Source organism: Collinsella aerofaciens (genome assembly GCF_028209885.1).
GTDB lineage: Bacteria > Actinomycetota > Coriobacteriia > Coriobacteriales > Coriobacteriaceae > Collinsella > Collinsella aerofaciens_BA.
Genome location: NZ_JAQLEM010000026.1, coordinates 17659 through 31802, shown reverse-complemented (window position 1 = coordinate 31802; position 14144 = coordinate 17659). Strand labels below are relative to the sequence as shown.

The 14144-nt window shown below is 54.7% G+C and carries 10 protein-coding genes; 2 read left to right on the top strand and 8 right to left on the bottom strand.

Features of this window, described 5'->3' with window-relative positions; genetic code table 11:
* Positions 1 to 183: 183 nt before the first annotated feature.
* From PMX21_RS07405 to PMX21_RS07370, 8 genes are all read right to left on the bottom strand, one after another.
* Complete coding sequence (locus tag PMX21_RS07405) at positions 184 to 1188, bottom strand: nucleoid-associated protein (RefSeq protein ID WP_271758952.1); 1005 nt, start codon at positions 1186 to 1188, stop codon at positions 184 to 186.
* A gap of 111 nt (positions 1189 to 1299) precedes the next feature.
* On the bottom strand, positions 1300 to 2460 hold the full coding sequence (locus tag PMX21_RS07400; RefSeq protein WP_271758951.1) for a DUF2974 domain-containing protein: 1161 nt from the start codon (positions 2458 to 2460) through the stop codon (positions 1300 to 1302).
* Positions 2461 to 2587: 127 nt separating this feature from the next.
* Positions 2588 to 3538, bottom strand: coding sequence for an L-lactate dehydrogenase (locus tag PMX21_RS07395; protein ID WP_271758949.1), 951 nt, complete (start codon positions 3536 to 3538; stop codon positions 2588 to 2590).
* Between the two features lie 201 nt (positions 3539 to 3739).
* Entirely contained in the window at positions 3740 to 4903 is a 1164-nt protein-coding gene (locus PMX21_RS07390; protein WP_217749965.1) for a pyridoxal phosphate-dependent aminotransferase, read from the bottom strand.
* A gap of 118 nt (positions 4904 to 5021) precedes the next feature.
* Positions 5022 to 7022 carry an NAD(+) synthase gene (locus PMX21_RS07385; RefSeq protein WP_271758946.1) on the bottom strand — a complete coding sequence of 667 codons (2001 nt, stop codon included), beginning with the start codon at positions 7020 to 7022 and terminating at the stop codon, positions 5022 to 5024.
* 312 nt (positions 7023 to 7334) lie between these two features.
* On the bottom strand, positions 7335 to 9614 hold the full coding sequence (locus PMX21_RS07380) for a B12-binding domain-containing radical SAM protein (protein ID WP_138374641.1): 2280 nt from the start codon (positions 9612 to 9614) through the stop codon (positions 7335 to 7337).
* A gap of 48 nt (positions 9615 to 9662) precedes the next feature.
* Positions 9663 to 10847, bottom strand: a complete 1185-nt coding sequence (locus PMX21_RS07375; protein ID WP_271758944.1) for an MFS transporter — start codon at positions 10845 to 10847, stop codon at positions 9663 to 9665.
* Entirely contained in the window at positions 10825 to 11106 is a 282-nt protein-coding gene (locus PMX21_RS07370) for a DUF2087 domain-containing protein (RefSeq protein ID WP_138374643.1), read from the bottom strand. The genes PMX21_RS07375 and PMX21_RS07370 overlap by 23 nt, the downstream gene beginning before the upstream one ends.
* A gap of 495 nt (positions 11107 to 11601) precedes the next feature.
* On the opposite strand from PMX21_RS07370, the gene PMX21_RS07365 reads away from it, so the two are divergent.
* Both PMX21_RS07365 and PMX21_RS07360 read left to right on the top strand, forming a co-directional pair.
* On the top strand, positions 11602 to 12555 hold the full coding sequence (locus tag PMX21_RS07365; RefSeq protein WP_271758942.1) for a hypothetical protein: 954 nt from the start codon (positions 11602 to 11604) through the stop codon (positions 12553 to 12555).
* Positions 12556 to 12711: 156 nt separating this feature from the next.
* Positions 12712 to 14019 carry a hypothetical protein gene (locus tag PMX21_RS07360; RefSeq protein WP_271758939.1) on the top strand — a complete coding sequence of 436 codons (1308 nt, stop codon included), beginning with the start codon at positions 12712 to 12714 and terminating at the stop codon, positions 14017 to 14019.
* Positions 14020 to 14144 lie beyond the last annotated feature (125 nt).

Genomic DNA, 14144 nt, shown 5'->3' with positions numbered 1-14144 from the left:
GTCGCAGCCCCGACCCGCGGTCACGAGCGGGGGCTCCTGTCGTTTCCGTGCCCCTGGATTGGGTCATAGTGTCTGACGTATGCCCAACCTGCGGCGCAATGTCAGCAACCAAGCCGAAAACAAAAAAGGCCGAAGTCCCGAAGGGCTTCGGCCTTTGCTTTCTCGCTGTAGGCGCAACGCAACTTATCGATTCTCGATGCTACCGATATTTTTGAGCTCGATGGAGATGAGGCCGTTGGGCTCGTTGACGAACTCGATGTACTCGGAGTTCGAACCCATCTCGGCCGGGAAGCTGATCTCGATGCCCGTATCGGTACGAATCTTATGATTGCGCACCGCCGCGCGCTCGACCTGCTTGCGCTCCACGGGAACGCGCTCAGGAACCTTTTCCTCGGTCAGTGCCGCGCGCACGCTTTCCTTGATGACCGGCTCGTCCTCAAAGACCTCATCGACGATATCCCAAGGCGGCAGCTCTTCGTCATCCTCAACCTTCTCGGCAACGGCAGCCTTAACCTTAGCGAGCGCTACAGCCGTGTTGGCACCGTGCTCCTCGGCGACTTCCTCGACCACGCGCGTCACGGTGTCGATGACCTCCTTGCCCGACACGCCCGTGTCGCACTGCAGCAGGCCGTCGGGGATAAGCATACGGTCCTCGCCGGCAATCTTGCGCTTCTTGTCCACGTAACCGATCTCCATGGTGCTCGCGCGCACGATGGCATAGCTTGGCACCTTTTGCGAGGGGTTTGGCAGAATAGCGTAGTGGCGCGCGATGTCGTTGCGAACCTCCCCCTCCTCGCGGCCCACCTCGTGCATAAAAGCCTGCTTGGAGCCCAGCAGCATAACGGCAAACCAGCGGGCATCCTCATCGTCGTCAAAATCGGCCACCAGCACGTCGGTGGACTCAGCTTTCTCGGCTTTGGTGAGCTCGGAAGAGATAAACTCCGCAACCTGCTGAGACAGGTCCACGAACTCGCGCTCGCCAAAGAAATAGCCCTTGAGCTCGCCGCCAAACGCAGAGTTCTCGGCAAACGTGGCGCGTTTATTGTCGGCCGAGGTGCGTGCACGGCGCAGATGCGTGGTTACGAAATTGCGCACGGTACGGCTTTCGGTATCGAGCTCGCGCTGGCTCATAACGTTGACGGCAGAGTCAAAGTCCAGGATATGCAGAATCGCGTGATTGATTTTCATATACGGCATTCCGTTCTAGATCGATTTTGGCACGAACCAGTATAGCGGTCGAGCCCGCCCCAGGCGCATCGAAGATTGGTGCATCGGGGACAGGTTGCTTTGCACCAATGGCTAGCGCAGGAGCTCGGACTGCCAAGCCTCGAGCTGTTCTGCCAAACTCTTGCCGGCGGCGGGCATGTCGATCTGGGGTCGTTTGGGCAGCAGTGCGCATTTAAGGATTGCCACGATGGTCTGCGAGACAAAGCGTCGCGTATCCTTGTCAAACCCTTGCGCAGCCTGGAGCATCACGGGCAGGCTCTCGCGCAGATTCCCAGCGATATCCGCAAACCGCTCAGCACCCGTAGCCTCAAACACGGAGAACAACGCATCTACAAAACGCTCGCGTTCGCTAGGCGAAACTGCAAGCAGCATCTCGCGAATGGAGCCATCAACGTATCGAGCACCGGCGGACAGGCGCTCACAGTACACGAAGTCGCGACCATCAACCACCCAGCTAAAGGGATTGTGCTGCAGCAGGCTAAACTCGGTGCTCTCAACGATGGCATAGTCCTCCTGTGTCTCGAACATCATGCCAAAGATCGACGACCGAGGTAGCGTCTTGTCGATTCGACCGGATAGATCGGCGAAGGCGTTGCCGCTCAGAAACTCCTCGACGAAGCCCGGACCATCATGGGAATACGCCCGTTCGATTCGCTCACGGGCGACATCGGGGCACATCGCCGCACCGTACACCGCAAGGTTTCCACCCTTGGAATGACCTCCGCACAAAAGCGGCCCGTCAATCGCATCCGCCGCCTCGTCTACATAACGCGCCGCGGATTCCTGGGCCGGCACAGGACACCGGAACGCCATGTTAAAGTCCTCTTTCCAGCCCACAATCGTGCTGTCGGTCCCCCGGAAGGCAAGATAGCTAAACCCCGCCGGAAATCGGAACGTCATGGCCGCAAACTGCTCCGTTGTCTCGGCATCACTCACGCTACGATAGCCGCAAACACGAACGCCACGGTAGCGAGGGCTTGCTGCCACAGCCTCCAACAGGGCACGGCTCCCCTCCGGATCCCACAGGTCGACAATCATGTCTTGGTAGCACTCGGCGCGCAGCAGCTCGCGTACGTCTAGGCCCTGCCAGTTCGTCAGCTCCGCCATATCACCCGGCAAACGCAAATAGGACAACCACGCAAAGACCAGGCTATCCACCGCGCAGAACGGCCGTTCCTCAAACGGATCAAACGCCGTCTGGGCATAGGTCAAAAAATTAGGCGAATCCGACATGGCCCTCCCATCAACTATGGTGCATTGGGGTGGTGCAAAGTAACCTGACCCCCTCGCACCAAAAAGACGCCCGGACCGTGTGGCCCGGACGCCTTTCATTGTAGCCTGTTGCCCAAAAGAGCTTGATTTAGCAGGAGAAGTCGACGCTGTCGATGATGTCCTTGAGAGCCTTGGCGGAGACGGTGAGCTCATGCTGCTCGTCGTCGTTCAGCGGCACGGGGACGCGGCAAACAACGCCGTCGCGGCCAACGACGGTCGGCATGGAGATGGCAAGATCGGACAGGCCATACTCGCCCACCATGAGCGAGGAGACAGGCAGAACGGTCTGCTCGTCGCGCATAACGGCGGTGCAGATGCGCTTGACGGCCATGGCGACGCCATAGTAGGTGGCGTGCTTCTTCTCGATGATGGTGTAGGCGGAGTTCTTGACGTCCTCGGCGATGCGCTTCTCGGCGGTCTCATGCTCCAGGTGGCCGTGAAGCTCGCAGAAGGTGTTCAGCGGAACGCCAGCAACCTGAGCGCTGGACCAAGCGACAAACTCGGAGTCGCCGTGCTCGCCCATGACATAGGCCTGGACATCGCGCGGGTCAACCTCGACGTGGGCACCAAGCATCTGCTGCAGACGGCCAGTGTCGAGCACGGTGCCGGAGCCGATGACATGGCCCTCGGGCAGGCCAGACATCTTGATGGCAGCATAGGTCAGAACATCAACCGGGTTGGAGACGATTAGCAGAATGCCGTCGAAGCCGGACTTCTTAATCTCGGGGATAATGGACTTAAAGATGTTGACGTTCTTGTTGACCAGGTCCAGGCGGGTCTCACCGGGCTTCTGGGCAGCGCCAGCGGTGACGACGATCATGGCGGCGTCGGCGACATCGGAATAATCGCCGGCGTAGATCTTCATCGGCTCGGCAAACGTCATGCCGTGCGCGATATCCAGGGCCTCACCCTCGGCGCGGTTCTTGTCCACGTCGATGAGGACCATTTCGGAGAACAGACCGCTCTGCATCAGCGCGAACGCCGAAGACGAACCGACGAAACCGCAGCCGACAATAGCGACCTTCTTCTCGTTAACCATTAGAAACTCCCATCTCACTCCACAAACAAGCCGCCCGGGAACGACCCGAGCGGCTTGTCGTAATCCCAATACATCCAATCGGGACTTTGATTATGCTCCTATTCGCAGCCAAAAATCGACCGTTTACCGAAATTGTTTGCAGAATTCGTAAAATAACTGCACGAAATCGGTTTCGATATATTGACGAGGCGAAATAGCTTTCTAATACAGGCCCGCCTCGCGAATGGCCTCGACAGCCAAAGCGATCTGGTCGGGCGGCAAGACCAGCGCCATGCGCACGTGTCCCTCGCCCGAAGGACCAAAGCTCGCGCCCGGCGTCACCACAACGCCGGCCTTCTCCATGAGCTCCTCGCAAAACGCCATCGAATCGGTGCGGCCACCGGGGAGCTTGGCCCACACAAACATAGAGCCATGCGCGTTGGGACGCTCCCAGCCCAGGCCCTCAAGACCGTCGCACAGGACATCGCGGCGCTCCTGGTACTTCAGACGCTGTGCCTCGACCTCATCGCGCGGGCCATTAAGGCACGCGATAGCAGCCTTCTGGATCGGGAGGAACATACCGAAGTCAATCTGGCTGCGCAGCTTGGCAAAGGCCGAGACCACGTCCTCGCGACCGACCAAAAAGCCAATGCGGGCACCGGTGACGTTAAACGACTTGGAAAGCGAGAAGAACTCCACACCCACCTCGAGCGCACCGGGATACTGCAAGAAGCTGCCACCCGGCTCGCCGTCGAACACGATGTCGGAGTACGCGTTGTCATGGACGATGAGCAGGTCGTGCTCGCGGGCGAAAGCGATGATCTCCTCGTAGACCTCGGGCGTGCCCACCGAGCCCACCGGGTTGGCGGGCAGCGACACGATCATATACTTGGCACGATCGGCAACCTCGGGATCGATACCCGCCACATAGGGCAGGTAATTGTGCTCGGCAATCAGCGGATAGTACTCGAGCTTGGCATCGGCGATCTTGGCACCCGCCTCAAAGACCGGGTAGCACGGATCGGGCACCAGGATGGTGTCACCCGGGTCGAGCAGGGCCAGACCCAAATGGCCCACGCCTTCCTGCGTGCCGTTGCACGACTGCACCATGGACGGCGTAATGCCCGAAACGCCAAAGCGGCGCTCATAGTAATCGCACACAGCCTGCTTGAGCTCGGGCAGGTCGCGCAGGGCATACTTCCACATCTCGGGATCTTGGGCTGCTTGCGTGAGTGCCTCGACCACGTGATTGTACGGCTTAAAGTCGGGCGTGCCCACGCTCATGTTGTAAATGGTCTTGCCCTGAGCCTTCAGCGCGAGCAGTTTGTTGTTGAGCGAGGCGAAGACCTCCGCGCCAAAGCGGTCGAGACGCTGCGATGCCTGCATGGTGCCACCTTTCGATATAAAAAACGCGGCGCTCCGACAAGAGCGCCGCGCGATACGGGCCATCAGATTGCAAAAGTGTAACGCTTGCAACCCCCGCATTGGTTCAATTTGGCCAACCTCAGTCAATTGGATTGAGCGCGTCGATCTGCGCAAGCCACAAACGCGAGCTGGCGTCACTCGGCATACGCCAATCGCCGCGCGGGCTGAGCGTCACCGAGCCCACCTTGGGACCATCGGGCAGGCAGCTGCGCTTAAACTGCTGGGCAAAGAAGCGACGGTAGAACGTACGTAGCCACGTGTGGACGGTCTTGGCGTCGTAGACGCCCTCGAAGCTCTTGAGCGCCATGCGGTAGATCTTGCCCGGCTCAAAGCCAAAACGCAGCAGGTAGTAGAGGAAGTAGTCGTGCAGCTCGTACGGGCCCACCAAATCCTCGGTCTTCTGCGCAATCTCGCCGTCGCCCGTGGGCGGCAGAAGCTCGGGAGATACCGGCGTATCGAGGATGTCGAGCAAGACCTCGGCAATACGCCCGCCAAAGACATCGGCGGCATAGCGCACCAGATGACGCACGAGCGTCTTGGGCACGCTCGCGTTGACGGCGTACATGCTCATGTGGTCGCCGTTATAGGTAGCCCAGCCGAGCGCCAGCTCCGACAGGTCGCCCGTGCCGATGACAAAACCGCCAGCCTGGTTGGCCAAGTCCATCAAAATCTGCGTGCGCTCGCGGGCTTGGCTGTTCTCGTAGGTCACGTCCTGAACTGCCGGGTCGTGCTCAATGTCCTTGAAGTGCTGCTCCACAGCCGCGTGGATCGAAACCTCGCGGAAGCTCACGCCCAGGTCGCGGGCAAGCGACTCGGCATTGGACTTGGTGCGATGCGTCGTGCCAAAGCCAGGCATGGACACGGCTGTGATACCGGTGCGCGGCAGCCCCAGCGCATCGAAGGCACGCACGGTCACAAACAGTGCCAGCGTGGAGTCCAAGCCACCCGAAAGGCCGATGACCGCAGCCTTGGTACCTGTGTGGGCAAGGCGAGTCTTGAGGCCCGCAGTCTGCAGATTGAGGATGGTCTCGCAACGCTCGGCCAGGTCGCCATGGTCGGCCGGCACAAAGGGCGCGCGGGGGAAGACGCGGTCGATGTCGAACGCATCGCGCAGGACAGGCTCTTCGGCCAGCACGCCCTCAAACGAAAATTCAACGGTCGTGGCCTCCGGCGCATCGTCGGTACGCGTCCACGTCGTCGAGCGACGGCGCTCGGCAACCAGACGGTCGAGGTCAACATCGGCGATGGCCATATCGCAGGTAAGCAGTTTGGTCGCGGCGAGCTTGGAGCCGTTTTCGTAGACGAGGTTCTCCCCCGCAAAGACCATGTCGGTCGTGGACTCGCCCTCGCTCGCATCTGCATAGGCATAGGCGCAGTACAGGCGCGCACTCTGATTGGAGATGAGGCTGCGGCGATAGTCTGCCTTGCCGATAATCTCGTCCGAGGCCGACGGGTTGAGAATCACCGTCGCACCGGCAAGCGCCATCTCGGTCGAAGGGGGCGCCGGCACCCACAGATCCTCGCAGACCTCAACGCCCAGCACCAGGTCTTCAGCACCCTCATCACAGCAACGGTAGACAAGCCCCGAACCCAGCGGAACCGGACCCTGACCGGCAAACTCGACCCACACAGGATCTGCGGGCGCCGGAGCAAACCAGCGGCGCTCGTAGAACTCGCCATAGTTGGGCAGATACTTCTTGGCCGTAAGACCCAAAAGCTCGCCCGCGCAGCACACGGCGGCGCAGTTGTAGATATTCTCGGCAACTGCAACGGGAAGACCGATGGTAAAGACAATCGGCAGCTCACGAGTCTCATCGAGGATATGCACCAAAGCAGCCTCGCAGGCATGCAGTAATGTGCGGTTATGGAACAGATCGGCCGCGGTATAGCCGCACAAGTTGAGCTCGGGCAGCACCAGCGCGCGAACGCCGCGCTCGGCAGCCTCGCGAACAGCCGCCAGTGCAACCTCGGCATTGCCCTCGACATCGGCCACGCGAATCCGCGGCGAAGCCGCCGCCACACGCAAAAAGCCATCGTTCTTATTAGCCGAAACGCAGCATTGCCTTGTTGATCTGGACACTGGAGGCCCCTTCTACCCTGAGATTCAGTCTAACGGACGTTCACATATCTCTAACTAGCCAAAGCAACCCCCCAGTTTACTGAGAGGCCAACCTGTGCTAAGAGCATGTATTTCAAAAATATCTTTAATTAAAAAAGGAGAAATCGATAATCGACTTCTCCTTTAAGCGAGGCGAGTAAATTCCGAAACTAATGGCAGAATTTATCCATGTAGTCCTCAAAGTCGAACACTTCTACCACGACGCCCTCTTCCTGAAACTCTTTCAGTTGCTCCAAGAGATCTTTGTTAATAACGTCCATGCAGAAACCTCCTCTATCTAATCAATTGTAGTATATCTGCTTTCATGCAATTATCAACCAACTTGTTTAATTGCTCCTCGCTTGCCGATAGTCCCTCTTTTTTCAAAATGTCGCGCACCTCGTTCTTAGTAATCGGCTTTTCAAACAACGAAAGCAAAGCGAACGAAAAATCATTAACCGCACACATTCTATGGGTGGCACAACTCAGCAGTACTCTTAACCCCTCTTTTGAGCGTCCGACTTCTTTCACAAACGAACTTTTAACCAATTGAAAACCATTATCGTGCATTACATAATCGGCATCGATATTTGTATTCAGCAATCCATAATGCAACAGTTCTTCTATCGCCCTTGTCAGCTCGAGATCGCCCTGATCAAGGATAAGAGAAATGCTACAATCGGCCTCCAATAAACGGGCCAACTTAAGGTATACCAACTGGGAAACAGCATAGACATGATGGTATTCAGAATTATAGAAGTAGGCAAATGGCTCAACGAGCACGACAGAGGTCTTGGAATCCAGCCAGATTCGATCAGCTGGATTTAGACTGGTCAGCCGTCGCTTTACTTTGGTCAAATGTCCCTTATACCTGACAGCGTGAATAGAATCTAGGATCCAGGTCACCTCTGAAATATGAAGCCGCTGGGGCAAGTCAATTGTGTCGCTACCGTTTATGACTTCTTGCATATAAAAATCAATATGATGCTCATCAGATAAGGATTTTGCTTCATTTAAAGTTAAACCAGTGCCTGAAACATAATCCACTTCGAGGCGCAAATCCTCATATTGGGACTTCGGCATTACAGAGACACCATACTTATCGGGATGATTCCAAACATCCGACCCCATAACGAGACCAAAATTCGTAAATCCTCTCGTGGAATATGGAACACCACATACCTGTTTTGAATAATTCAAAACATTCTCTGTATAAGCTAAGGTGTTCAGAGCCTCTTCTTTAGTTTCGGTCGGAAAGCCAATCATAAAGAATAGATGAACAGGAATACCCGCATTGAGACAATCATGGATATTGCGATCAATCCAATCAACTCTCGTGTTCTTCTTCATTAGATCAAGAACTCTTTGGTTGTATGACTCGAGGCCAAACTGAATCTGCCTACATCCACTTTGGTATATCTTGTTGAAAACGTCTGTACTTAGGGTTGGAGAGAACCTCGTTTCTCCATGCCAGAAAAACGTTTTTCCCGATGCGTTTATTTCATCCGCGAGTTGCTCCATTCTTTTGCCTTCGAATGTTTCATCCACAAAAGAGAAAACTCTCGTGCCGTATTTTTCATTTAACCGACACATTATTTCAAATACTCTCGATATAGGCATCTTTCGGTAACAACCACCGGTAGCACCGGGAATGGTGCAGAAGGCGCAATGATTAAAACACTGCCTAGAAGAATAAACCGGCAATATTAACTCAGGCATGAAGTATTTAGAAAGGGCGAAGCCATCGAAATCGGGAACTGTATCGTTGATAAATGTTTGCTCAATCCGATGGTTTTTATATATCTTTCCACCTTTAGCATGGCAAAGGTTTGGAACACAGTCGAGATTGTCATCACCAGAGTCAAGAGCCTCAAGAAGACGTGCAAGCGGCTCTTCGCCGTCATACATCATTATCGAATCAATGTATTCAAAAAAGGGATGCCATTCTTTCATGCAGTCATCTGCTAAACGAGTAATGTAATTGCCGCCCAATGAGACGTGTTTAACAGATGGACATTCTTCTTTAATCAGTTTCGCTAACGTAACTGCAGAAATCAATTGGAAACAGCCGCTCACCGAAATCCCAATAAACTCGATTTTTTCCCTCTGAATACGCTTAAGAAAGGCAGTTTCATAGAAGGAAATAAACGGATTATGCAAGGTATCCGCAAGCGATTTCATTATTTCTGGTGTCGAATAATAATCATAGGGCAGATCTATGGAGTTGAACGTGTATTTAACTCCATATGAGACGTGATTTATGATATAGAGTGCATTTCTAAAAATGTTTTCAGCATATTGTCTTTCTTTTAGATTAAAGTATCTCTTCGATCTGAAAATATCTTTTGCCTCGTCAACATTAAGTGCTGACTTTTGTATCAACTCGATTGTTAATTGAACATTCGAACTAAACGAATCCTTTGATTCCCGATACCTTTTACAGCACTCTTCGACATGTCTAAAAGATAGGAGGTCATCGTAAAATTCCACGTTTAAGTCAACGATGTCAACTTTATATTGTTCAACCTCTTGAAGATATGACTTCAAAACAGGCAAGGCAAGATACGGCCCCACTGGACTCCATCCTGGGGAAATACTAAAAGCGTTTTAGGCATATCAACGTCACATCTTTCGCAAATAATTCAATTGAAACACAACTACCATCATAATTGAAAATACACCAAGTCCTGTAACGAGAATTGAGAACATCGCGATGCTCGTGAACAGCGAAACAAGGAGTGTTGAAATAACAACAGCAACCGATTGCAAAGACTCCCTAATTGAAAACAGGCTTATCGATTCAGATTCGTCTCTCGCCAAATCCTGCAGCGATGTTATGAGAAGCACATCTTGAATGGCGTTTCCGGCACCGACGATAAAAAGGAAAATAAACGATATCCCAGACGCATAGCGATAGCCAAACGCCAGATACGCACCGAGCGCAAGATACGTCACAAAACAATATGATTTAACGCAATCGGAACCACTAATTAAACGACCATATATTGTATTTCCGAACAACAGTCCGATTGTAAGACTACTCTGAAGGAATCCGTATTGTATCGATGACGAGTCAAATTGCAATTGCGCAATAGCTGGCAAAAGAGAATTCAGAGAGCCGAATGCCACGCCACTAGAAATATCGATTAATAGGAAACCAATTGCCAAGTGCTTCGCGCTAAGATCACTAAATGCAGTCCTGTTTTTTTCATTTTTGCTTATCCCCTCTTTATCATTAACCTCGATAACCGACGGAACATCTCGCAGCAACCAGAACGACGCGGCAAAAGAAAGCGCGTCTAATGCAAGAACAGCCTCCGCCCCAAATTGAGCGACAACAAAACCGCCGGCAACTGGCCCCAGAACCATCATCAAATTCTGCAGAAACCCAAACGAATTATTAATTACGTCGCGATTGATACTATTCGTATTGGCTCTTAACAACGAGTAAAAGCAGGGCATTTCAACCGTTCGGCAAAGCGATACCGCGCACGTAATAGCAAACATACTCCATTTACTATCAACAAAAATATAGCAAACGAATAATCCCGCGCGAATTAAGTCTGCCAATCTCACGGCCTGCAGTGTCCCGATACCCATCTTCTGAGGCAGCTGCGCGAGCGCAACTGAAAACAGAGAGGGGGCAAATCTGCAGCAGACCATCAAAGCAGTTGCAGAAACATCGTGAGTTACCTCGTAAATCAGCATTGGCAAAGCAATATTCGCACACCAATTGCCTATTTCGCTTATCCCTCTAGCAATATATAGGACCCGAACCGGACGGCTAGCTCTCAATACCGTGAACATCACGATTAACCTCGTATTTCAGGCCTCGCTCATCCCTTAATAGGAATCCATAATCAACCAAGTACCGCCTCAACACGGCATAATCAGGATAGAGCTGTGACAGCACACGATTAACCTGAAGCTCCGTATAACTTGTATTTAATTCAAAGAAAGAGACGGTCCATAGCAGCATGATTCTTTTATAGCTTTCCTTTTTTGGAATTGAAACCAGCTCGCCATTCTTGAGAAATCGTTTTTTAAAGTCTATTAGCTCATCCATTCACATCCTCCATTTCATACGCATCTAATACTAAAAATGCATACGCTTTAGGTCATCGCATTCGACTTCTATATTCGAACTAAACTCGAACTAATCTAAATGATTTGCTCAAACACTCTTCGAAAGCTCGTTTTTCACTCTGAGTAAAATGCCCTTCCCAGTCAGTCCACGAACAGGAAGGCAACTCACAACGAGCGGAGTCGAAGCCCTCTGCCGTCGGTCGTTCAAAATGCGCGATAACCTTTTCGATATCCCCATCTGTTATCAGGTCAGAATGAACGACCTCGGTACCGTCTTCGAATGTCATATACGGGTACATCACGTAAACCACCTCACAATCGTAAATCCAGTTTAGCATCAAGCTATTGCACCAAAGACAGCAAGCCCCCCCTTGATGAGTTGATGGTATCTGTTAAATGTCACGTACGATTCACATCTGGTGGGTACCCTGATGGCTACATGAAACGAAGCAGATTTACACCGGGAGGACCCCGTATGACAACCAAGTACACCGACGCACCGCGCACGCGCGTCATGACGCCGGCATCGCTCAACAACGGCGTTCACGAAAACCATTCCATCGGACAGACTATGGCCATCGCGCCCAAAAAGGGCCTGTTCGACGACATTTCCATTCCCCAGATCATCGCCGGCGCCGCAGCTGCCGCCACGAGCGTCGCGCTTGCTTCCAAGATTGGTATCGCTGGTTCAGTAATTGGCGCCGCCGTGAGCTCGGTCATCACCGTTGTGTCCTCGCAGGTCTACCGCCACTTTATCTCTGCCAGCGCCGAAGCAATCAAGGGCACGCATGCCGCTGTCGACTACCCTGCCGGCGCCTACGAGCCCGTTGAGTTTAATGCCGAGGAGCACCTGGGCGGCGCCGCGACTACGCAGGAGATGCGCCAGATTGCGGGGCGCGCGACCACGGCGCGCGTTGCTCCCGACAGCCTGCGCGCCAAGGCGGCGGCAGAGCGCAGTCAGACGCAAAAGAGGGTCATCGTCTTCTCGATCGCCATCGCCATCGTCGCAGTCATCGCCTGCGCTGGCGCCATCCTTATCACCACTGCCGGTGAGGGTCTGGGCGAGCGTCCCGAGCCAATCCTTTCGTCGCGCACGATCGAGAGCGACGCGGATAGCTCCGGTCAATCGCAAAGCCAGCAGGACGACTCGCAGGGCACCTCCTCATCCACCGACTCGTCCTCGAACACCCCTGATCAGTCGCAGGACACCGATTCCTCTACGAACAGCAGCGGCACGCAATCCGGCACGACCGACTCAAGCCAAACGACTGATGGCTCTCAGTCGAGCACGGGCGACCAGGCGAGCGGCAATACATCGGGCACGGGATCTACCGACAGCAGCAACACCAACAGCTCGAACAGCTCGAGCGGCACCGCGTCCGGCACGGCATCTGACAGCTCGAGCCAAGGCACGGTATCGGGCAACTAAGCACGTTTGCCTCTCATGCACGTTTGCCTCTCATAGATAACCGACCAGCATAACGGGCGCGAACCGGCAAACGGTCGCGCCCGTTTGCCTTGGGCGCCGAGGTAGCAAGCCCCGCACGATGGTAAGATGCTTTGGTGTGTAAAGAGGAGATTTGCCATGAGCAAGACAATAGTTAGGCCCACGCTTTCGCTGGGCAACCGCATCTATCTGTATCGCCTGCTGCGCGATGCAATCGGATGCGGCAAGCAAACGTTTATGACGCAGGTCGAGGAGGTGCTCGCCGCCGGCGACATGACCGCTTATGACCTGGGCTTCGAGTCCACGCGCGAGCTGCTCGAGGAGCTCGACGACTGCATTAAGCTGACCGTCTTTAAGGGCGGTCGCCTGTATGCCACCGTCATCGCCAACGATGCCTGGGATGCCGCCCTTGCCAAGGGCGAGGACAAGCCCAAGGCAGCCAAGGGCGCTAAGCAGTCCTACAAAAAGAAAAAGCGCGGTGAGAAGGACCTCAAGGCCGTGCGCCCCAAGCACGTTAAGCGCGCCGAGCCCGAGTCCGTGGCCGAAGTCGCTCCGGAGCCCGAGCCCGAGACATGGATCGAAGCCGCTATTGAGGTAACGGCAGAAGCCGAAACCGAAATCGCCGCCACGACCGATCCCGAAGTCATGTCAGAGCAGGAAGCCACTGCGGAGCTCAACGAGGCTCCCAAGTCGACAGCCGAAGAAGCCGCTGACCAACCCGAGCCGTCTGCGTTCCAAAACAGCGATGTCTTTGGCGACGAGGCCGAGGACGATCAGTCCGACGAGCCCACAGATCAAGACGCTACCGAGTCGGCGCCGGAACCCGAGACGCCGCAGCCCGCCATCTCGCTCACGGTCGTCTATGACCCCGAGAATGCCAATGCCGGCATCACCACCATGGCATCCACGCCCATCGAGGCAAAGTCGAGCGTCGAGAATGAGAGCGCGACGCAGGTTGAGGTTGAAACTGAAGCTGCAGACGCGCCCGTCACCGTGAAGCCCGCAGATTCCACAATCAAGCCGAAGACGACGCTGGAGTTCGCACCCGTCATCGAATCCGTGCCCGCCTCTGCTTGCGACCAAATTCCCGCACCGGCACCGGCTTCGGTACTCGCAGAGGCCCCAACCCCCGCACCCGTAGCGCCCGCCATCCCCGAGGACTTCCCCGTCGATTTCGCAACCGAGGTCTTCTGCCCCGGCCCGCTTCTGCACCAGCTGTCGACCTATCTCCCCTACGGCGCCGATACCCTCGGCATTGTCGGCGAGTACTACTGGATCGCCCGCGAGCGCGGTACCATCGAGGCCGCGCGAAACCGCGCAAGCTTCCCCCTGCGCTACACGCAGGCCGGCGAGCGCCGCGAGGTTGCCGTGCGCATCCGCCGCAATACCACCGGTGGCCTCGGATCCACCTGGGCCATCGATAAAGTCGAAGAACCCGAGCAGTAACGACAAACGACTCAAATCCAAATCAGGATTTGAGCCGTTTTTATTTGTTGATGTTGCGTAACCAACAGCGAGCGGGCCGCAAGTGCCCCAGGTTGCCGTGAAAGAGGAGCGACGCGTACTTCGGT